The 20,583-nt window shown below is 57.5% G+C and carries 19 protein-coding genes; 11 read left to right on the forward strand and 8 right to left on the reverse strand.

Going from position 1 to position 20,583, the window contains the following annotated elements; all coding sequences use genetic code 11:
• Positions 1 to 240: 240 nt before the first annotated feature.
• A complete protein-coding gene (locus tag AC5DB9_RS10405; protein WP_272994163.1) occupies positions 241 to 2,760 on the forward strand; it encodes a TonB-dependent receptor in 2,520 nt (839 codons plus the stop codon).
• An 80-nt stretch (positions 2,761 to 2,840) separates the two neighbouring features.
• Here the strand turns inward: AC5DB9_RS10405 and AC5DB9_RS10410 are convergent, their stop codons facing one another.
• A complete protein-coding gene (locus AC5DB9_RS10410; protein ID WP_022959881.1) occupies positions 2,841 to 3,929 on the reverse strand; it encodes an AraC family transcriptional regulator in 1,089 nt (362 codons plus the stop codon).
• Positions 3,930 to 4,064: 135 nt separating this feature from the next.
• Between AC5DB9_RS10410 and AC5DB9_RS10415 the strand changes: the two genes are divergently transcribed.
• Genes AC5DB9_RS10415 through AC5DB9_RS10450 form a run of 8 tightly spaced genes read left to right on the forward strand, consistent with a single transcriptional unit; the run spans position 4,065 to position 12,730 of the window.
• On the forward strand, positions 4,065 to 4,586 hold the full coding sequence (locus tag AC5DB9_RS10415) for a hypothetical protein (RefSeq protein ID WP_022959880.1): 522 nt from the start codon (positions 4,065 to 4,067) through the stop codon (positions 4,584 to 4,586).
• Positions 4,583 to 5,347, forward strand: coding sequence for an SDR family NAD(P)-dependent oxidoreductase (locus AC5DB9_RS10420; RefSeq protein ID WP_272994164.1), 765 nt, complete (start codon positions 4,583 to 4,585; stop codon positions 5,345 to 5,347). Before AC5DB9_RS10415 ends, AC5DB9_RS10420 begins: the two co-directional genes overlap by 4 nt.
• Before the next feature lie 5 nt (positions 5,348 to 5,352).
• Positions 5,353 to 6,375 carry a Rieske 2Fe-2S domain-containing protein gene (locus AC5DB9_RS10425; protein WP_272994165.1) on the forward strand — a complete coding sequence of 341 codons (1,023 nt, stop codon included), beginning with the start codon at positions 5,353 to 5,355 and terminating at the stop codon, positions 6,373 to 6,375.
• Entirely contained in the window at positions 6,362 to 8,500 is a 2,139-nt protein-coding gene (locus AC5DB9_RS10430) for an oxidoreductase (RefSeq protein ID WP_272994166.1), read from the forward strand. Before AC5DB9_RS10425 ends, AC5DB9_RS10430 begins: the two co-directional genes overlap by 14 nt.
• A 25-nt stretch (positions 8,501 to 8,525) precedes the next feature.
• Positions 8,526 to 10,259, forward strand: a complete 1,734-nt coding sequence (locus tag AC5DB9_RS10435; RefSeq protein WP_272994167.1) for an amidohydrolase — start codon at positions 8,526 to 8,528, stop codon at positions 10,257 to 10,259.
• 13 nt (positions 10,260 to 10,272) lie between these two features.
• Positions 10,273 to 11,058 carry an SDR family NAD(P)-dependent oxidoreductase gene (locus AC5DB9_RS10440; RefSeq protein ID WP_022959875.1) on the forward strand — a complete coding sequence of 262 codons (786 nt, stop codon included), beginning with the start codon at positions 10,273 to 10,275 and terminating at the stop codon, positions 11,056 to 11,058.
• The gene (locus AC5DB9_RS10445; protein ID WP_272994168.1) at positions 11,055 to 11,675 is read left to right on the forward strand and encodes a nuclear transport factor 2 family protein; all 621 of its coding nucleotides are present in this window, start codon (positions 11,055 to 11,057) and stop codon (positions 11,673 to 11,675) included. Before AC5DB9_RS10440 ends, AC5DB9_RS10445 begins: the two co-directional genes overlap by 4 nt.
• Positions 11,675 to 12,730 carry an alkene reductase gene (locus AC5DB9_RS10450; protein ID WP_272994169.1) on the forward strand — a complete coding sequence of 352 codons (1,056 nt, stop codon included), beginning with the start codon at positions 11,675 to 11,677 and terminating at the stop codon, positions 12,728 to 12,730. Before AC5DB9_RS10445 ends, AC5DB9_RS10450 begins: the two co-directional genes overlap by 1 nt.
• A 73-nt stretch (positions 12,731 to 12,803) precedes the next feature.
• Here AC5DB9_RS10450 and AC5DB9_RS10455 read toward each other — a convergent pair whose 3' ends face one another.
• The 5 genes from AC5DB9_RS10455 to AC5DB9_RS10475 form a co-directional block, all read right to left on the reverse strand.
• Positions 12,804 to 13,580 (reverse strand): putative porin, encoded by a 777-nt coding sequence (locus tag AC5DB9_RS10455; protein WP_272994170.1) that lies wholly within the window; start codon positions 13,578 to 13,580, stop codon positions 12,804 to 12,806.
• A 218-nt stretch (positions 13,581 to 13,798) separates the two neighbouring features.
• Positions 13,799 to 14,458 carry a class II aldolase/adducin family protein gene (locus AC5DB9_RS10460; protein WP_272994171.1) on the reverse strand — a complete coding sequence of 220 codons (660 nt, stop codon included), beginning with the start codon at positions 14,456 to 14,458 and terminating at the stop codon, positions 13,799 to 13,801.
• Positions 14,455 to 15,339, reverse strand: a complete 885-nt coding sequence (htpX, locus tag AC5DB9_RS10465; RefSeq protein WP_349676062.1) for a protease HtpX — start codon at positions 15,337 to 15,339, stop codon at positions 14,455 to 14,457. Before htpX ends, AC5DB9_RS10460 begins: the two co-directional genes overlap by 4 nt.
• A gap of 62 nt (positions 15,340 to 15,401) precedes the next feature.
• Positions 15,402 to 15,698, reverse strand: coding sequence for a hypothetical protein (locus tag AC5DB9_RS10470; RefSeq protein ID WP_022959869.1), 297 nt, complete (start codon positions 15,696 to 15,698; stop codon positions 15,402 to 15,404).
• A gap of 61 nt (positions 15,699 to 15,759) precedes the next feature.
• Entirely contained in the window at positions 15,760 to 16,239 is a 480-nt protein-coding gene (locus AC5DB9_RS10475; protein ID WP_272994173.1) for a J domain-containing protein, read from the reverse strand.
• 141 nt (positions 16,240 to 16,380) lie between these two features.
• Between AC5DB9_RS10475 and AC5DB9_RS10480 the strand changes: the two genes are divergently transcribed.
• On the forward strand, positions 16,381 to 17,319 hold the full coding sequence (locus AC5DB9_RS10480) for a type II secretion system F family protein (RefSeq protein ID WP_272994174.1): 939 nt from the start codon (positions 16,381 to 16,383) through the stop codon (positions 17,317 to 17,319).
• Here the strand turns inward: AC5DB9_RS10480 and AC5DB9_RS10485 are convergent.
• Positions 17,294 to 17,476, reverse strand: a complete 183-nt coding sequence (locus tag AC5DB9_RS10485; RefSeq protein WP_022959866.1) for a hypothetical protein — start codon at positions 17,474 to 17,476, stop codon at positions 17,294 to 17,296. The two genes, AC5DB9_RS10480 and AC5DB9_RS10485, sit on opposite strands and share 26 nt — an antisense overlap.
• A gap of 179 nt (positions 17,477 to 17,655) precedes the next feature.
• Between AC5DB9_RS10485 and AC5DB9_RS10490 the strand changes: the two genes are divergently transcribed.
• A complete protein-coding gene (locus AC5DB9_RS10490; RefSeq protein WP_272994175.1) occupies positions 17,656 to 18,822 on the forward strand; it encodes a type III PLP-dependent enzyme in 1,167 nt (388 codons plus the stop codon).
• Positions 18,823 to 18,890: 68 nt separating this feature from the next.
• Here AC5DB9_RS10490 and AC5DB9_RS10495 read toward each other — a convergent pair whose 3' ends face one another.
• The gene (locus AC5DB9_RS10495) at positions 18,891 to 20,570 is read right to left on the reverse strand and encodes a ShlB/FhaC/HecB family hemolysin secretion/activation protein (protein WP_272994176.1); all 1,680 of its coding nucleotides are present in this window, start codon (positions 20,568 to 20,570) and stop codon (positions 18,891 to 18,893) included.
• Positions 20,571 to 20,583: the final 13 nt, after the last annotated feature.

Raw genomic sequence — 20,583 nt, forward strand, 5'->3', positions numbered from 1 at the left:
GATAACGACATGAATGGGCACAGGCAATGAAGGACGATAACGACATCATTCCGTAGCGAAGCGTCCGGGGTTTTCCGCCGGAGATACCTTCCCACTTTTTGACTCAAGCGGCCTGCCATCGGGCGAGCCGTTGACGGCCTGCTGTTGCCTGCATTCTCAGCTTTCCGTCAGCCAGATAACTAATGCTAACGGTTGAGAGACCGCCATTCTTAACCTCAATAATGAAAACGGAGTTATGGCATGAAGAATTATCCATTCACTGCAGGTGCACGGCTGAAGGTATTGCCCTTGGCGATATCACTGCTTTCGCTGCCTACCCTGGTGTCAAACGCGTCGGCACAGGCCCTTGAAGAGGTTCTGGTTACCGCAGAGCGTCGTGTCGAATCGCTGCAGGACACGCCCATATCGATTACCGCGCTGAACAGTGAGGGGATTGATAAGCGCGGCATTACCAACACCGACGATATGTTCGCGTCGATGCCGGGTATGGGCGGCTATTCCGCGCCCGGTTCGCGCGGTGCAACCAGTCTGAGTATTCGCGGTATTTCCGGTGGCGTGGGCTCAAATATTTCACTGGACCCGGCTGTCGGGATGTATGTGGATGGTGTCTACGTCGGCAAAATGCTCGGCACAGCCATGGATGTTGCGCAGATCGAGCGCATTGAAATTCTCCGTGGTCCGCAGGGCACCCTTTATGGCCGGAACTCAACGGCCGGTGCGATTAACGTGATTTCGCGTAAACCACTGGGCGAGTTTGCCGCCGATCTGACCGCGGGACTCGGCAACTACGGACTGCGCACCTTGAAGGGCAGCGTGGACTTTGATGCGATCGGTGAGGTCGGCGAAGGGGCCGGCAGACTCAGTGCGGCATTGAATTTCCTGAGCAAAGACCGCGACGGCTTCTACGAGAATTACTCCGGTGGCGAGGACTTCGACAATCTGGATCGACTGGCCTGGCGCGCTGCGCTGCGCTGGGAGCCCCGCGAAAATATCACAGTGGACTACATCTACGATCACAGTGAGTTGGATGAGGTGGGTACGCTCCAGAAAGCCGTGGGCTTTACTGCCCTGAATACTCAGGGCACCAGCCGACTGGATTTTCTGAAGAACACCGTATTGCCCAGTGCTCAGGGTCTGGCGATGGCGCCGGGTGCCGATGGCCGTATCGCCAGCCGCTGGATTCCCTCTATTCAGAAAACCATCGATGCCTACGAACAGGTATTGGCCAGAGGTGAAGGGCGGCCGAAAGGCGGCTGGGCGGATAATCCCCCGGTCAGCGAGAACGAGTCTGACGGTCACGCTATTACTGCCGAGTGGTTCCTGGGTGAGCGCGGTGTACTGGGTGAAGTCACGCTGAAGTCGATTACGGCTTACCGCGAAATTGAAACCTATGTCTTTGGCGATCTCGAGGATATTGACAGCAGCCTGGATGCCAACGGCATCGGTGCCTACAACGACAATCTCCACCTGGCATTGCTGCAGATCTATGGTCAATTTGGTGGTGCTGGCGCCGACGGTGTGTGGAATGCGGTCGACACCTTGGGGGCGGGACACAGCCTGCAGGACACCAGCTCTGCCTATGAGCAGTTTTCTCAGGAGTTCCAGCTCACGGGGGCAACCGCGCAACTGGATTACACCCTGGGTTTGTTCTGGTTCGAGGACGAGTCCAACTACGACCGCAAGGCCGCTTTTGCCTTGCCGCTGGCCGGCCGTCAGGCTGAAAAATACACGCTGAACACGGATGCCTTGGCGCTGTACGGTCAGGGGACCTATCGCTTTGCGCAACTCGAGGACCGGCTGGCGCTGACCATCGGTATGCGCTACACCGAAGAGAAAAAGGCGGTAGCCTATAACTTCGGCAGGGTGGTCAGCCCCTTCGGCGTGACGCCGGCGCGATCTACAGACCTGGATAACAACTTCTACAACTTCAGCTACAACGCGACCGTGGCCTACGATGTGGCTGACAATATCAATGCCTTCCTGCGCTACGCCACCGGCTATCGTTCAGGTGGTTTCAACGGCGAAATCTTTGCCAATGGCTTCGATGAGGAGACCATTGAGCAGGTGGAAGTGGGGGTGAAGTCGGATTGGCTGGATAAGCGACTGCGCGTCAATGCCGGTGTGTATGCCTATAAATACGATGACCTGCAAACCAGTGTGATTGACACCACCTCGGGGACGGCGGCGTCGGCGATCATCAATGCCGGTGTGGCCGAGCGCTGGGGCAGCGAGCTCGAAATCTCGGTAGCGCCTGTTGAAGCAATGGTCGTCAGTCTGGCGTATTCCTACATCCACGGTGACTTTGCCGAGTATCCGAGCACCTGCTTTAACGGCGAGTGTATCAAGGGCTACAAGGAATCAAAGCGCGGTAATTCACCGAGCAATAAAGTGAATCTGAGCCTTGACTACACCTTTGCCAGCACCGCCATCGGTGACTTCAACCTGTTTGTTGATGCGAACTGGCAGGATACTTGGGAGCAGGTCAGTCTGGCCCCGGCGGTTATCTCTGACGGTATGGGTGGCCAGGGTGTCTATTCCTTCCCCGTGCGGTCCATGGATGAGCGCACCGTGGTGAACGCGCGTATCAGTCTGAGCAATATCCCGGTGGAAAAAGGTGAGCTGATGGTGTCGCTGTGGGGGAACAATCTGACCGACGACGACTACCCGGCGTACGGTATTAACTTCCAGGGTCTGGGGCTCGAAACTGAACAATACGGTGCGCCGCGGACCTACGGTCTGGAGCTGCGTTACCGCTACTGATTCGCTCGGGCTCTCCCCCCAGCATTCCGGCGGGCTCAGGCCCGCCTTTTTTGTGCCCGTTTCTCCGGTTTCGCCAGGGTTCAGTCGTCGAAAAATTCCGAGCGGTACTGCTTGGGGGTAAGCCCGGTCCAGTTGCGGAAAGAGCGGATAAAGGAGCTCGACTCAAGAAAGCCCAGCAGTTCACCAATCTCATGAATTTTCAGCGTGTTTTCACGGAGGTGGCGCATGGCGATATCGCGTCGATAGTGGTCCTTCAGCTCCTGATAGCTGGTGCCCTCGCTCTGCAGGCGGCGGCGCAAGCTCGACGGTGACATGTGCAGGTTTTCCGCCATGTCTTCGAAACTGGGGAGGCTGCCGGCGCCGCTTTTGGCGAGCAGTGAGCGAATGGCGGCGCCGGTACTGGCGGGACGGGAGTCCTGAGCGATCAGCGCGTAAACCGCATTTCGCAGGAAGGCTTCCAGCGATTCCGAGGTATGTACGGTGCGATAGCGCAGACAGTCAGCGTGAAAGCGCATGGCCGTGTAGTCGGCGTCGTAGCTGGGTGTGGCGCCCATCACTGTGTTGACGCTGTTGGTATAGGCGGTAGAGAACTCCGGTGCGGAGATCTGTACGTCAATCAGATCGATATCTCGGCCGACCAGCCACCCCATGAAGGCATGCCAGACCCGGAGTCCCGAGGCCTTGGCCACGGTGTCTGAAAATTCTACGCGATCCCAACTGTCCGGCATGAATTGCGGTTTGATGGTGTTGTTATCGAAGTGATAGCGCAGCTCGGCAGTGTCCCCGTCGACGCTCAGAATGATGTGGTAGCCGGTCATTGGATACACCATGCGCTGATAGCGCTCGGCGCGGCGCAGGGCCTCCTCCAATGTCTGGCAGTTGATAATGCTGTAGCACATGAAGTGAAAAATATCGCTGCCGATTCCGGCTCCCCAGGGAACCGCCACATTCAGTTTCTGCATTTCTTCGGCGGCCAGCTCATACAGGCTGGAATAGCGGTAGCCCGGCAGCAGCGTATCCGGGTCTTCCTGTATCAGGCGATTCATATCGAGGCCGCCGCGCTTGGCAATCGGGGCCGGTTCTATACCGACTTTCTCCAGATAATCCAGCAGCCGCAAAAATTTTCGGACGGGGATTTCATGCTGGATATCGGGCTTGGCTGTAGTCATGGCGATGCGTTCTATTGAGTGATTGCCTGATGCTAAATGTCGGCAATTCTGAAAGTTTATGTGCTTTAGCGATTTATTGTGGTGACTAATATGTGAGTTCAAATAATTAAAAGCAATGACGCAATTGGAGTAGTGATGAACGTGAATAGCCGTGGGTATATCGCTAAGGAGGCCCTGGGTAGTGGAGTCGTTAATGGACTGATCAATGGCGCCTTTGCCTGGTATCTGAGTCGCGATAAAGAGCAGCTACTGGTCTGGGGGGAGAAGGGAATGGTCGTCGACTTTCTGTTCACCGCACTGATTCTTGTTTTCCTGTTGAGTTTGATTGTTCTGCCGCTGCAGCGCCGAAAATTCGCCAAAGCCTCCACCGTTGTTCAGCCTCCGTTCGCATTCATCCGCTATCTGGGTTGGGCCGCCGGGTATCGCGACAGCGTGAAGTCGCTGTTGCTGGCACTGACGGCGGTCGTGGCGTCTCTACCGTTGTTGTGGTTGGTGTTCTCGCTGATGGGCGCGCAGAGCTATTCGCCCTATGAATTTACCGTGTTGAAAAGTGTTTACACCGGATTGCTGTCGGTGGCAGTGGTACCTGTGGTGATTCTGTTTGCCATGCATCCGGTGCGCCGAATTAAAGAGAAAAAAGAAGGAGAGCTTGTGTGAGCGGAGAACTGCATAACAAGGTGGCGCTGGTCACCGGTGGCGCGACGGGTATCGGTCGTGCGATTACCGAAGAGCTGGTTCGCCAGGAGGCGAAGGTGGCGGTACTGGATATCAATGATGACGCCGGACAGTCGCTGGTCAGCGAGCTCAATGCCAGCGGCGCCGATACGTTTTATCTGCACTGTGATGTCAGCAAGGAAGACGTCGTCAAAGCGGCAGTAAATGCGGTGACTACGCATTTTGGACGCCTGGATATTGCCTGCAATAACGCGGCGGTGAGTCGCGGTAACGGGCCTATCCACGAGTTCAGTCGCGAGGTATTCGATCAGACGCTGGAACTGTGCCTGACCAACACCTGGTTGTGCATGAAGTATGAGATTGCCGCGATGTTGGCGCAGGGCGGTGGTGCCATCGTTAACATTTCGTCGAATGCTTCGCTCCGCGGTCAGGCGTTCAACACCGCCTATGCCACGGCGAAGGGCGGGGTGAACATTCTCACCAAGAGTGCGTCGACCGAATATGCCGCTAAAGGCATTCGTATCAACGCTGTCTCTCCCGGTGTGATCCGGACACCGGGTCTGGAAAAGTATTTTGAAGAGCAGCCCAAAATGGCGGAGCAGTTGCGCAAGGTGGCGCCCATGCAGCGCCTGGGTGAACCCGCGGAGATTGCCAATGCGGTGGCGTTTCTCCTGTCAGAGAAAGCCTCGTTCATTACCGGCCAGCTGCTGTCGGTAGACGGTGGCGGTGCGGTAAGAGGATAAGTCGTATGTCGATCATTGCATCTACCCGAAAACCCCGTGTTGACCTGCCTATGCCCTACGGCTGGTTTCAGGTTTTGTATTCTCACGAGCTGGCCGCAGGTCAGTCGCTGCCGCTGGAATATTTCGGTCAGGAACTGGTGATTTTCCGCACCGAGCAGGGCGAGGCCAAAGTGCTGGATGCTTACTGTCCGCACATGGGCGCGCACCTTGGCTACGGAATTCGCGATCATGCCGGTGGTGGCTCGCGAGTGGTGGGTGACAGCATTGTCTGTCCGTTTCACGGCTGGCAGTTCAATGGTGACGGGCAGTGTACCGGGATTCCCTACGCACAGCGCAACCCCCCGAAAGTTGAGCGCTGTGAGCAGGTCATTCCGTCCTGGGAAGTGCGCGAACAGAACCAGTGTATTTACGTGTGGTATCACCCGGAAAATATCGAGCCCTTGTTCGAGCCGCCGGTGATTGACGAAGCGGTGCCGGGCAATGGCGACTGGGGCGAGCTGAAAGTTTACCAGTGGGACATCGCTACTCATCCTCAGGAAATTGGGGAAAATGCGGTCGATGCTGCCCACTTCCAGTTTGTGCACGGCACCCCTCAAGTCCCCGAGCCCACGGTGATGCGGTTCGAGGAGCACTGCCGTTTTGGCCTGCTGGAATCGCCGATGGACACACCCAAAGGGCGGGTAGAGGGCCGTATTGAAAACAGCAGTGTCGGGCCGGGGATTGCCACGGTGCGCTTCAGCGGCATCTGCGATACGGTATTGATGGCCAATCTGACGCCTATCGATGAACACAATACCCGCGCCATGTACGCGTTTATTCAGCGGGATGCGAATGGCAAGTCGGTGGGGCGTGTGGCGCAGGCGATTATTGATGACATTCGCCAGCAGATGGAAGAGGACCGCATTATCTGGGCGCGCAAACGCTACCTGGAAAAGCCGATGCTCTGTGATGGCGATGGTCCCTTTGCGAAATTTCGTCGCTGGTACGGCCAGTTTCTGATTGAGGGACAGGTTGATGATCGCCGTTAAAGAAGTGCGAGACTGCCGTCATCCCGCCCTGATGTCGCCGGGGCGAATCGGCAATCTGACCCTGCGTAATCGCACGCTGCTGGCGGCGATGGGCACCGAGTATGTCGAAGAGGATGGCAGTATCGGCGATCGGGCGATCGCCTACTACGAAGCGCGTGCTGCCGGTGGTGCGGGCATGATCGTGCTGGAAACCAGTTCCATCGCCTGGCCCTTCGGGATGTCGATGCCAAGAATGCTGGGGCTTTCTTCCGACGATTATATTCCGGGACTGAAGCGACTGGCTGAGCGGGTGCAGCAGCACGGCTGCCGTATTGCCGCGCAGTTGAATCATAGCGGCAAGGTGTCTGCCCATGATGTTGCCGAGGGCCGGACATTGTTGGTGCCGTCGCTGCCCAAGCGTGCTGCCAATGATATGGGCGATGGCCTGACCATGGCCGAGATGGCAAATTTCGTGCGCTCAGCGGGTCCGGACGGCAAAGGGCCGCGCTTCAAGGAAATGGAGCAGAGCGACATCGACTGGGTGGTGGATTGCTTTGCGTCAGCCGCCCGGCGGGTGATGGAGGCGGGCTTCGATGCCATTGAACTGCACGCTGGACACGGCTATCTGTTGTCCTCCTTCCTGTCGCCGTATGCGAACCGTCGCGACGATGACTACGGCGGTAATCTTGAAAACCGTGCACGGCTGCTTCTCAATGTCGTGGCGGCGATCAAGCGGGAAATCGGCGACGACTTTCCGATTGTCGTTCGCCTCGATGCACATGAATATCGCACTGAGGGTGGAATTACCCTCAATGACGCGGTGCGGGTGGCGGTGCTCTTGGAGCAAGCTGGGTGTCACGCCATTGATGTGAGCGCCTATTCCAACAACAGCGCTATTGGTTTTACCGAGGGGCCGCTGGTACATCAGCCCGGTGGCTATATCGATTTTGCCAAGGCGATCAAGGCGGCCGTGTCGATTCCTGTCATTGCGGTGGGGCGCATCGAGCCGGACGTGGCCGAGCGTCATATTGCGCATGGCGATTTCGACTTTCTGGCCATGGGCCGCAAGCTGCTGGCTGATCCGGATTTACCGAATAAGTTGAAGGACGGGCGCGCGGAGACGATCCGGCCCTGTATCTATTGCTATGTCTGTGTCAGCCAGATTTTTATCAATAAATCACTGCGCTGCGCGGTGAATCCCGAGACAGGCTACGAGCAGGATCAGCGTCACCTGCCGATGGCGGAAAATCCCAAGCGGATTCTGGTTGTCGGCGGTGGTCCGGCGGGGATGGAAGCGGCACGAGTCCTGGCCGAGCGAGGGCATCGCGTTCAATTGTGGGAGCGAGAGCCCCAGTTAGGCGGTACGCTGCGGGTTGCGGCTCTGGCTTACGAGCCCAATGGGCGTTTGATTTCCTACCTTGAGCAGGGGCTTTACGCTGCCGGTGTCGAGGTATGCCTGGAGCGCGAAGCCACCGTTGAGGCGCTGGTTAATGCGGGGTGCGATGACGTCGTGCTGGCACTGGGCGCTGATCGCCGTGCCCCGGCGCTGCCCGGTAAAGAGTTGCCTCATGTGCTGGATGGCGAAGAACTGCGCGATATGCTGTTCAAGGGCGATGCACGAGGAAAGCTGGGCGTTGTTCAGCGTGTGCTGCTGAAACTGATGAACGGCTTGGGCATAAACCGCAATATTGATCGCATGCGGATGCTCAGCAAGCTGTATATGCCATTGGGCAAGCGCATCGTGATTATCGGTGGCGGTCTGGTGGGGCTTGAGGTGGCCGAGCTTCTCGCTGAGCGGGGGCGCGAGGTCAGCGTGCTGGAACCGGGACGCGATTTTGGTGCCGAGCTGAGTGTTGTTCGCCGCTGGCGTGTGCTGCATGGTTTGCGCTCGCATTCTGTTGCCTTGATTAACAAGGCGACGGTGAGCCGTATCGATGCCCAAGGGGTTCACTACGAACATGGGGAGACCTCGCAGCGGGTGCACGCGGACAATGTGATCATTGCCCAGGGCGCCGTTCCCAGTACATCGCTCCAGCGGCAATTGGAGGAAAAAGGGCTGAGCGTCCATAACATTGGTGACAGCGCCGAGATTGCTTACATCGAAGGGGCAATACACAGTGCGCGGGCACTGGCAGCGACGCTCTGAATAACAATAACGACGGGAGGGCGGAATGCGCCTGATTTTCAAAAGTGTTGCTGTGCTGGTGGTCCTGGCACTGTTGCTAGCAGGAGGGCTGTGGTTCTCGCTGTATGAGTTTCGGCCAGCCCTGCCGACGCAGCAGTTGTTCGTCAACGGTCGAATTCTGACGATGGATAGCGACAACCGCGTGGTGAATGCGCTGTTGTTGGAGGGTGAGCAGATTGCCGCTGTGGGTGATGGGGATCGCCTGCGAGCATTGGCGGACGAGAATGCGGTAGTGATCGACCTTAAGGGGAAGACACTCTTGCCTGGGTTTATTGACGCTCACGGTCATTTTCCCGGCACCGGCCTCGCCGCAAGAGGTGTGGACCTGAGCAGCCCGCCGATTGGCTCAGTACGACGTATCGCCGATTTGCAGGCGCAGTTACGTCAGGCGGAATCAGCGCTTGACGAGGGGGCGTGGCTGTTCGGCTTTGGCTACGATGACTCTCTGCTGGCTGAACAGCGGCACCCCACACGCGAAGAACTCGATGCGGTCTCGGCAACGCGGCCGATTTATTTGATGCACAGCTCTGGTCATCTGGGTATGAGCAATACGGCTGGCTTGAACGCGGCGGGGATTACGCTCGATACGCCAGACCCGGAGGGCGGCGAGATCGTACGTGATGCTGACGGCATGGCGACCGGGCTGCTGCTTGAGCATGCCACGGATCTGGTTGCGCCGCTGGCGATGGACTTTTCCTTTTTCGATTTTATTACAATGAGTGATCTCGCTGCGCAGCAGTATCTGGCGGCCGGGGTGACGACGGCGCAGAGCGGTGGCGTGGATACGCGTTTTTTGCGCGGACTCAAACTGCTGTCTGATTTGGGACGCATTCCTCAGCGATTGATTGTCTGGCCGTTGGCGGACAAGTCGGCAGAAGATTTGGACAGCGGTCTGCTCAATGCCGAATCCCTGCACACGGCGCGCTTTGATATGAAGGCGGTGAAACTGATTGCCGATGGTTCTATTCAGGGATACACCGCGCATCTGCATCAGCCGTATTACCGGCATCCCGACCCGAGCTTTCGCGGCTTTCCGCGGCTTTCTGATCAGTCGCTGACTGAGCAACTGGTGAAATACCACTGCGAGGCTTATCAGCTTGCCATTCACGGGAACGGTGACGAGGCGATAGAAAGCATTCTGAACGCCTTTGCCGAGGCGCAGCAGCGCTGTCCCCGCGATGACCCAAGGGCGATTGTCGTCCACGCACAAACGGCGACGCCAGCCCAATTGCAGCGCATGAAGGCTCTGGGGATGACGCCCAGCTTCTTTGTGGCTCATACCTTTTTCTGGGGGGATCGTCATCGCGACCGATTCCTCGGACCGGCGCGCGCCTCGCGCATAAGCCCTTTGCAGGACGCGTTGGATGAAGATCTGCGTTTTACTGTGCACTTGGACTCGCCGGTGGTGCCGATGGATATCGGGCGATTGCTGTGGTCGGCGACCACCCGTCAGACGCGCAGTGGCGCCGTTTTGGGTGAAGAGCAACGGGTGGATATTTGGCAGGCGCTGAGGTCGGTCACCATTGATGCGGCTTGGCAAAGTTTTGAGGAGCTGCGACTGGGCTCGCTGGAAGTGGGTAAGCAAGCCGACCTTGTGCAACTGGATCGCGACCCCACCGAGGGGGCCGAGGCACTGCTGGCATTCAAGGTGGAGCGAACCTGGATAGGCGGTCGCTGCGTGTACCAGCGCGGGCGTGACGACTGCGAACTGACGGAATAAATCAGGAGAGACAATGAACAAACGCTTGGATGGGAAAGTGGCCATTGTGACGGGTGGCGGACAGGGGATTGGCGCGGCAACAGCCATGCGCTTTGCCGAAGAAGGGGCGAAGGTGGTGATTTGCAGCCGCCGCATGGAGCCGCTGGAGGGTGTTGCGCAGGCGATACGGGCGCAGGGGGGGGAATGTCTGCCCCTGTCTGTCGACGTCAGCGATGAAGAGGCCGTTAAAGCGCTGGTGGCCGAGACGCTGGCTGCATACGGCCGTCTCGATATTGTCGTGAACAACGCTGTGCTTATGGTGCCGGGTATGCTGTCGAGTCACAGCACGAAAGCCTGGCGTCAAAATTTCTCGGTGTCTCTCGATGGTGCGATGTTTCTGATGCGAGAGGCCTATCCAGAATTGAAGAAAAATCGCGGCGCGGTGGTGAATGTCTCCTCCGTCTGTGCACTGGCCGGGGCCGTGGCCACGGCCGCTTACAGTGCCTCCAAGGCAGCTGTGATCGCATTGAGCAAAAGTGCGGCAATTGAATGGGCGCCGAACATTCGGGTGAATACGGTATTGCCGGGGGCCTTTCTGACGCCCGCGCTGGAAAGCGTCAATCCGGATAAAGAGGCACAGGATGCCACCGGTAAGACCATTCCGCTGGGTCGAATCGGCGACCCGCGCGAGTGCGCCAATGCGATTCTGTTTTTGGCGAGCGATGAGGCTTCCTACATTACCGGCACAGAGCTGAATGTGGATGGCGGACGCATGGCCGAGTTGAACACCGGCAGTGCACGCTGGGAGGACAAGGCGTGAGCGAGATACTGGAAGCCCGAATTGACCGCCTCGAGTCACTGGATGAGATTCGTCAGCTCGTCGCCAAGTATGCGCTGTCGCTGGACATGCGTGATCTCGATGCTCATGTGAACCTCTTTGCTGCGGATATCAAAGTCAGTCGTGAACAGAGTGGGCGTGCCCACCTGAAAGCCTGGCTTGACGATACGCTGCGTCTGCAATTTACCGGTACGTCTCACCATCTTGGTAATCACATTATTGAGTTTGAGGATGCCGATCACGCGGTGGGCGTGGTGTATTCCAAAAATGAACACGAGTGCGGCGGTGAATGGGTGATCATGCAGATGCTGTACTGGGACGATTACGAGCGCATTGATGGCCGCTGGTATTTCCGCCGTCGCCTGCCGTGTTATTGGTATGCCACCGATCTGAACAAGCCCCCAATCGGCGACATGAAGATGCGGTGGCCCGGACGGGAACCGTATCACGGTGCCTTTCACGATCTCTTTCCAAGCTGGCAGGAGTTCTGGCAACAACGCCCCGAGGGCTTGCCGGAAGTGGCAGCGCCTGCGCCGGTAGATGAGTTTTTAAAATGTATGCGCCGGGGTACCCCCGCGCCACGAATTCGGGTGCGCTGATGACGTTATTTGAACCGGTCACACTGGGGCGCCTGGTGTTGGACAATCGTATTGTTATGGCGCCGATGACGCGCTCGCGGGCGGAGCCGGACAGTGATATGCCCAATGCCCTGATGCGCGAGTACTACACTCAGCGGGCGTCGGCTGGGCTGATTATTACCGAAGGCACGCATCCGAATGCGGAAGGCAAAGGTTATTGCCGAACGCCGGGCCTGTACACCGATGCGCAGCAGGCGGCCTGGGCCGATATCTGTGATTCCGTTCATCAGCGTGGCGGCAAGATCGTCTTACAGTTGATGCACTGTGGGCGCGTTGCTCACCCTGACAACAAGGCGGAGGGGGCGAGAACTGTCGCACCGTCGGCTATTGCGGCCAAGGGCAAGATATACACGGAAGGCGGCATGCAGGGGTTTGCAGAGCCTGAAGCCATGACCGAGGCCGATATTCAGCAAACCATCGCCGACTATGCCGACGCGACACGCCGCGCTTATGCCGCGGGTTTCGATGGTGTTGAGCTGCACTGCACCAGCGGCTATCTGCCTGCCCAGTTTCTGTCGACAGGCACCAACCAGCGTGACGACCGTTACGGCGGGAGTCTTGAGAATCGCCTGCGTTTTGTACTGGAACTGCTGGCGGCAATGGCGGCTGTCGATGGCGCGGATCGGGTCGGAATGCGTATCTGTCCGGGTAATCCCTTCAACGATCTGCATGATGACGATCCGGCAGAAACGTTTGGGGCCTTACTGGAGGCTGTCAGCCCTATGGGGCTGGCGTATCTCCATGTTATTCGCATGCCGGCCTTGCAGGACAATATTGCGCTGGCCAAAGCGCATTTTGATGGGCCGCTGATGGTGAATGACAGTTATTCACTCGACGAGGCCGAGCAGGCGATTGATGGCGCTGCGATCGCGGCCGTATCTTTTGGGCGAGCGTTTATTGCTAACCCGGATTTGCCAAAGCGCTTCAAACAGGGGCTGCCGCTGACAGAGATCAATCTCAGCACCTTGTATACGCCCGGCCCGGAGGGGTACACCGACTATCCCGCTGTGGATTGACGGGTGGCAGACAATAAAAAAGGGCCGCTATAGCGGCCCTTTTGCGTTTTACGACATATTTCTTGGCAAGTGCTTAGAAGCGTACAGCGGCACCCAGCAGGATACCGTCAGCTTCATCATCACCACCTTGATCGAAGTAGTTAATTTCCAGCTCAACTTCGGGCATGGGGAAGTAACTAACACCGATAGACAGCGTGTTGGTGTCGTAAACGTCAACATCCAAAATGTCGTAAGCCAAGCTGAAACCCAGGTTGTTGTCGATGTAGTAGGTAGCGCCTGCAGCCAATGTATAGCCATCGTCATCTTCAGCGTCGATATAAGACGCTCCCAAATCATAAGCCAAGCTGGCAGTACCTTGCAGCTTCATAACGCTATGCAGGTCCAAGTTTAAAGCATCGATGTCAACAAGATCTGCATCAGTCGTTGAGTAAGTCACAACAATATCTGTCGTGTCGTTCAGATAGGTACCCACACCGATAGAGACGGTGTCAGCGTCGTCGCTGCCATCGTCAAACTGGCTGTAGGCTGCTTCTATAATCAGGTTGTCGGCAGTTACTACACGGACATCCACTCCGATGTCATCTTCATCGTCAGCGCCGGCTGCATCTGGTTCAGTGCTCAGGTAGTAAAGACCTGCTGAAGAGCTCTTGTCCAGAAAGGCGGCTTCCGCTTGAGGGCCTTTGCTGGTGTCGACCATTTCAAAGTTGTAGCGTCCGCCAAAAGCAACTACGTCGTTGTCTGTTGAGTTTGCTTCACCCTGTCCGTAAGCAACACCCACTTCACCTTGGTAGTCGGCTGTAGCGGCGGCGCTGGCAGCAGCAACGGCGATGGCGAGAATCGTTTTCTTCATAGCTTTTCCCCGAAATTTCCATAGTGCCCGCTCTGGGCAAACTGTTTAAAAGATCCTTGTTGTTATAACGGCTTCGCCGTTAACGCATTATTACAGTGCGGCTGTTGCACGCAATTAGTGCGTTGCACCAGAGATTACCATTGTTTTCGTGACGGACAATAGCGGCAGTCGACATAATGCGTGGCTAATAGTTACGTTTTTCAGGGTGGAGCCGGTCTTTAGTCTTTGAGGCGCAGGCCGTAATGGGAGAAGGCCTGATAGACGTCGGCCATTTCTTGCGGGGTGAGCAAAACCGGTTCGCCATTTTGGAGGCTGGCGAGGTAACAGGCCGCCAGTGACTCCACTTCTCTGGCGAGGGCGAGGGCGGTTGCCGGGGAGTCGCCGATGCAGATCTGGCCGTGGTTGGCCATGAGGCAGGCGCGTCGTTGTTGCAGGGTCTTGCAGACAATCTGACTGAGTTCCTCGCTGCCGAATAAGGCGTAGTCGGCGCAGGGAATATCGTCGCCGCCGGCAATAGAAACCATATAGTGAAAGGGCGGGATACGGCGTCGCTGACAGGCAAGCGCAGTGGCGTGAAGGGAGTGGCAGTGAACCACGGCCATGGCCTCTGGGTGGCTGCTGTACAGGGCCTGGTGCATACGCCACTCACTGGATGGGCGGGGTTGATCGTCAGGCCAGTGCTCGAGAGAGCGGCAGTGGGTGGGGACAAAGGCAAGGTCGTCGTTGCTGGCAGTGGCGGCCACCGCGCCGCTGGCACTGATCAGCATGCCGCCCTCGACACGCACAGAGATGTTGCCGGAGGCACCGGGGCTGAGCTGCGCCGCCCCCATATCGTGGAGGGTGCGCAGCAGATCGGTCGCGGCAGCCTGTCGGCTCATTGGCCTTCGCGCAGCGCCTGGATGCGTTTCTCCAGCGGCGGGTGCGAGCTGAACAGCGCGGCGAAGTCGCGCTTCTGCCCGGTGCGAATACCGAAGGCGGTCAATTCGTCTGGCATGTCATTGGGAAGCCCCTGCTGGGCTTGCAGACGCTGCAGGGCGGCAATCATATCGCCCTTGCTGGTCAGGCTGGCACCGGCCGCATCCGCGCGGAATTCCCGGAAGCGGGAGAACCACATAACGATCATTGACGCCAGCAGGCCCAGCACCATTTCAGCGATAAACGTGGTGATATAGAAGCCGATGCCGTGTCCGCGCTCGGTTTTGAATACGACGCGATCAACGGTGTGACCGATGATTCGGGCGAAGAACATCACGAAGGTGTTGACCACCCCTTGAACGAGGCTGAGGGTAATCATATCGCCGTTGGCAACGTGACCGATTTCGTGGCCGAGCACCGCTTTTACTTCATTGGGACGCATTTGTTGCAGCAAGCCCTCAGACACGGCGACCAGCGCGGCATTTTTGTTCCAGCCGGTGGCGAAGGCGTTGGCGGCTGGCGACGGGAAGATGCCGACTTCCGGCATTTTGATGCCAGCCTTCTGGGAAAGCTCCGCGACGGTCTCCATCAGCCAGCGCTCGTGCTGATTGCGGGGCTGCGTAATGATTTGTGTACGGGTGGCACGTTTGGCCATCCACTTGGATAGCAGCAGCGAAATCAGTGAGCCGCTCATGCCGAAAACGGCACAGAAAATCAGCAGGGCGCGCAGGTCAAGATCAACGCCGTTGCTGGCCATGTAACTGCTGACGCCCAGCAGGCTCAGGGTGACACTGGCTACGGCCAGAACCGCCAAGTTCGTTGCCAGGAAAAGCAGAATGCGCATCATGTTCAGGGTGTCCCGAGTAATTGAATCGTTGTATTAGATGGGGCTTTTGTCGCCAGGTTTCAAGCGCCGGGGGAATTCTCCTCGTGGCTTTCTGGCGTGTCAGCAACGCTGTCCTCCGCCTCCTTGAGCAGGGGTGGCCCTGCCTCGACCTGCGGCTGAGCATTGTCGTCCAGTTCGCACTCCAGCACGCTGGCGCGCAGCTCGATATCCTTGCTGCTCTGCTCAAATACGTGATTGACCGCTTCATCTCGATGAGGTGTGCGATAGAGCAGCCGACGGTCGCGGCCATCTACCCAGTCCTTCTGCTTGCCGAAGAAGTGTCCGTGCTGATTCTGAATAACAAATACCTGACTCATGAGGCCTCTCTACTGTGGCAATGTCGGCATTTTAGCCTGTTCTCGGGGACGGGCAAGAGGCTCAGGCGTGGTTTTTCAGCAGCAGTTCTTTGGCGGCATTGAGCTGGCTGGCCAGGTAGTCGTTGCCGCCGCGATCCGGGTGGAGTTTCTGCATCAGACTGCGGTGGGCGCGGATAATATCGTCGACGCTTGCTCCGGCTTTCAGACCGAGTATTGCCAGGGCCTGAGATTCGTTCATATCAACCGCCGGAGTTTCTTTGCGGGGCGCTTCCTGCTGCTCATTCCCATTCGAGGCGCTCAGTTTTTTGTAGACATGATTCATTACATACTGGCGGACGAAGGGCATAGCGCCGCCGATAAGGCCCGCCAGCCAGTGCACGCGGCCGGTCACAGACAGCAGTACCAAACCGGCGGCAGCAAGGCCAATCAGCAGTGTGATGTAATAGGAACGGCGTTCGTTTTCGGGTTTGCTCTGCACGTATTTCACGAAACGGAACAAGCCATAGAGAACGGCGGCGGCAATTATCAGGCGGATGATCATGATGGCTTCCGGCAGTCGTACACACGTTTCCAGCGAGCGTACGGTGAGTCAAATAAGCTGTGCTAGAGTATAGGGCTTTCCCGTCGCCAACCCCACCTAAACTGTCATCTGGCACGGACAATATCCGATTTTTGGAGACCTATGGCTGCCGATTCCTCTGCCCAGCGCTTTGTGCTTTTTCAGTCCTTGTATGACGCCAGCCAGGCTGAGGGCAGCAACTGGGAACAACTGATTGGCTTGCTCAGCAAGGGAGAGCTGGCCGCGCAGCGGGCGCAACTGGATGCGCTGGCGAATCAGTTCGCTGACGGTCAACAGCTGTTGTTTGACGAGCTGCGCGATGGTGGACTGTTTCGCGAGTGGGAATTGCGTTTCATGCGGCTGGGCCTGGCGGTCGGCAAGCTTGGTAATGTGTACCTGCGGTTGGCTGAACACTATCGCCTGCAGACGGAGTTTCAACAGCGACTGCGTCGGGCTGCCCGCTTACCGCTGATCCTGGTGGTCGGTTTTGCCCTGCTAGTGCCACTGGTGCTGTTTCTTACCGGATTTCTGCCGGCGGTTGCTGCCTTGACGTCTGCGGTGCTGGGGATGCTGCCGCTAGTACTGGGGGCGGTGGTGCTGGCCGCGATTAACCGCTGGAATGCCGGACGGGAGAAAGCCCTAAATATGTTGTACGCCGTACCGGGAATCGGGGGGGCGTTGGAGCGCTATCAGCACTATCACTACGTCAATCATTTGGGCGAGTGTCTTGCAGCCGGGTTCTCTCTGCCTCAGGCGTTGAAACAGTCTGCCCGGCGTATGCCGGAATCACCGATCAAACCTCGCTACGACAAATTGTCGAGGGCTGTGGATGGGGGAGAGAGTTTCTCGTCAGCGCTGCTGAAGAGCGGGATTTTGGCGGGGGTGGCGTTGTCGGTGCCGGAGAGCGGTCTTGAGCCTCGGCAGGTGCCGGCCAGTTTGAGTCTGGCCCTGCACCGTGCCTGCGAGGATCAGTTGCAGTTTTGGGCATCGATATTGCCCTATACGCTGCTGGGACTGATCCCCTATCTGGTATTGCTTAATGCATGGTTTCTTTCACGCTGAGCGTTTGCAGCTCTTCGAGGTAGTGGCGGCGCCCTGACAGCTCCTGTTCAATGGCGAAGCGCTCGCTGGCTGTCTGCCACTCGGCGTTTTTCAGTAGTTCCCACAGCTTGCGGCTGCACAGATTTTTTACGTTAATTTCAGTCTGTTGATTGTTCATCTTTTTCTCCTTCGTGCCCGCTGGCACGTTACATCTCCTGATGTTTTCTCTTTTGTCTGTATCCTCTTGCCCGTTAATAGTGGCGTTACTGCATTGCAGGCTTGTGACAGCCGCGCAAATTACTGCGCATTGCGCTAGACTGCGCGTTTTTTCGCCCCGGCCACTATAGAGGCGACGACATGTCACAAGATTTGCTGTCCAGTGCTGCCTGGCAGCGTATACACCAGTTTTCGGCGGATAAGCCCACGCCTTGCCTGATCTTTGATCTGCCAACCCTGCGCGAGAAGTATGCGGAGCTGGAGCGGGCCTTTCCGTTCGCCGATATTTACTACGCCGTAAAGGCGAACCCCGATGAAGCGGTGATTCGCTGTCTGGCGTCGTTGGGAGCCAATTTCGACATTGCTTCCATCTTCGAGCTGCAAAAGCTGCAAACCCTGGGGATACCCGCGGAGCGGATGAGCTACGGCAATACCATTAAGAAAGCCTCGGATATTGCCTTTGCCTACGAGCAGGGACTGCGGCTGTTTGCCAGTGACTGTGAGTCAGACATCAGAAAGCTTGCAAAGTTCGCGCCAGGCAGCAAGGTGTACATCCGGGTACTGACGGAAGGCTCGGAAACCGCCGACTGGCCGCTGTCGCGAAAATTTGGCTGTCAGCGCGATATGGCCGTGGAGCTGATACTGCTGGCACGGGAGCTGGGACTGGAACCCTACGGCATTTCCTTTCATGTCGGCTCGCAGCAGCGGGATATCAGTAGCTGGGACGCAGCGATTGGCAAGGTCCGTTTTATTTTTGACCAGTTGGCTGATGCGGGTATCCAGCTGCAGATGATGAATATGGGCGGAGGGATGCCCGCGCATTACAAGCAGCGACAACAGGATATCGACGCCTACGGTAGCGCGATTCGACGCTTCCTTGAGGAGGACTTTGGTGACACGCCGCCGCGGGTGATTATCGAACCGGGTCGGTCGCTTGTTGCCGAGGCCGGTGTGCTGGTGAGTGAGGTGGTGCAGATTTCCACCAAGTCACAGGACTCCCTGGATCGCTGGGTGTATCTCGACGTGGGCTTGTTCGGTGGCCTGATAGAGGCCATTGGCGAAGCAATACAGTATCCGCTGCGTTGGGATCGCGAGGGCGGTGAGGATGAAGAAGTGATTATCGCCGGGCCGACCTGCGATAGCATGGATATTCTCTACGAGGATCATCGCTACCGCCTGCCCTTGAACCTGCAGGAGGGGGATCGCCTGTACTGGCTGTCGACGGGCGCGTACACCACCAGCTACAGCTCGGTGGAGTTCAACGGCATTCCGCCGCTTCGCAGCTACATGCTGGACACCACGGAATAAAAAAAGCCGCCAACTGCGGAGCAGGGCGGCTCGAAAACAATGCTTTGCCCCATTCGGGGCGCGGCGATTTAAAAGGTCATGCGCAGACGCCAGTAGAAGTCGGCTTCCAGGCGCTCGATGAAGTCTTCATCGGCAACATCGTCGTAGACGGGAGCCGCGGCAACCACTTCAGAGTACAGCCATTTGCCGTATTCAAATTTCACACGAAGACCCGCATCAGCCAGTGACTGCATGTCGCCCAGCTCGCCGCTGGCGTCTTGATAACGGCTGGCACCCATTTCGGCGAATACCGACGGTGTAATACGGATACCGGCCAGTTCGCCGATGGCCTTATCCAGCGCCATGCTCAGGTGGTAACCCTCGTCACCAATCAATACGCCGGGCAGGTAAGCGCTCAGGGTATCCATGCCACCCAATACAAATTGCTGCTGCTGAGGCAGCTGTGAGTCGCTGAGCTGGCCACGGGCGTTGGCCTTGAAGGTCAAACCATCGGCAATGCGTTGTTCGTAGCTGGCCGAGGGCAACAGTGCGATGAATTCTGCAGTACGTGCCGCAGCGGCAACGTCAGGCGGCGTAACACCTGCCGTGTCAAAGGGCTCGCGGTATTCATCGAAGCTGTCCAGCGTACCGCCATCCCCAAAGCCACCACGCAGACGCAGGTTCGCGGCAAAGCGCGATGCGTTGTGTCCCTTGCTTTGGTAACGGTTTTGGCTGTAACGCGCGCCGAGTTCCAGTACCTGATAATTCTCATCCAGAATCATCTCGCCGCTGTCTTTGCGCTCAATGGTTGAATCCACAAACTCAATGCGCTGGGTCAGGCTGAACTGTTTCCAGGGGGTACTGTAAAGTACCTGCTCGCCGCGGAGGGTGGCCTGGATAATTTCTGCGTCCAGTTCAACACCCTTATTGATGATCTGATTGGGCTGGCAGAACAGCGGGATTCCCAGCAGGTCGAAGCAGTCACCAGCTTGTACGGTGGCCACCTCGGGTTCGCGCAGGTAGTCCACATAGTTCAGGTCGATACCATACAGGCCCTGTGCGAAGGGGTGGTCAACGCTGACGCTGACTTGATTCAGCTCTTCACCGTCGCGGGATTCACCCAGATCGGTGAATGCGGTCTGGTATGACGCGCTGATTTGCGTACCGGATTCCGTTTTGTGCTTCACGCCAGCCAGGCCGAAGTAGCGGCCCAAAAAGCGGCTGCCCTTGTTGTTGGCTTCAACAATAAACTCGGTGGCCTTGTGATTTTCTACGGCTGTGCGAGTGAGGACCATATCTACCGCGTTCAGCCCCTGCTCGGTGTAGCTGATTTCGTAGTTGTAGCCAGCGCGGCGGCTGCGCAGATCTGCCAGAACCTTGGCGCGATGAAATTCACTCATCTTCAGATCGCTGTCGCCTTCCAGGCCTTTGAAATAGCTTGAAAGCTCTTCTGCACCAACTACCTGGTTCAGGGATTTCTGGTGGACGATGATGGCGATGCTGTCGAGCAGGCGGGCATAGTTCACGCTGACCAGCAGGTGGCCGTCTTCGTAGTAACGCTTGGCCAGTTTAATGACCGCTTCCGCCGGTGTGGCGGCGCTTTCCAGTACCGCAACCAGATCGCTGTCGCTGAGGTATTGGTTGCCATACACCTTGACGGCTACGCCATCGATGGTGGCCTGAACACCGCCTTCATTGCGGCGGGCTTCTATCACAGCATCCGCGCTGGCTGCAGCGGGCGGGATTACCGGTGGCAGATCAATTGCCATGTTTTGTCTCCTG

It is taken from the genome of Spongiibacter sp. (assembly GCF_984394615.1).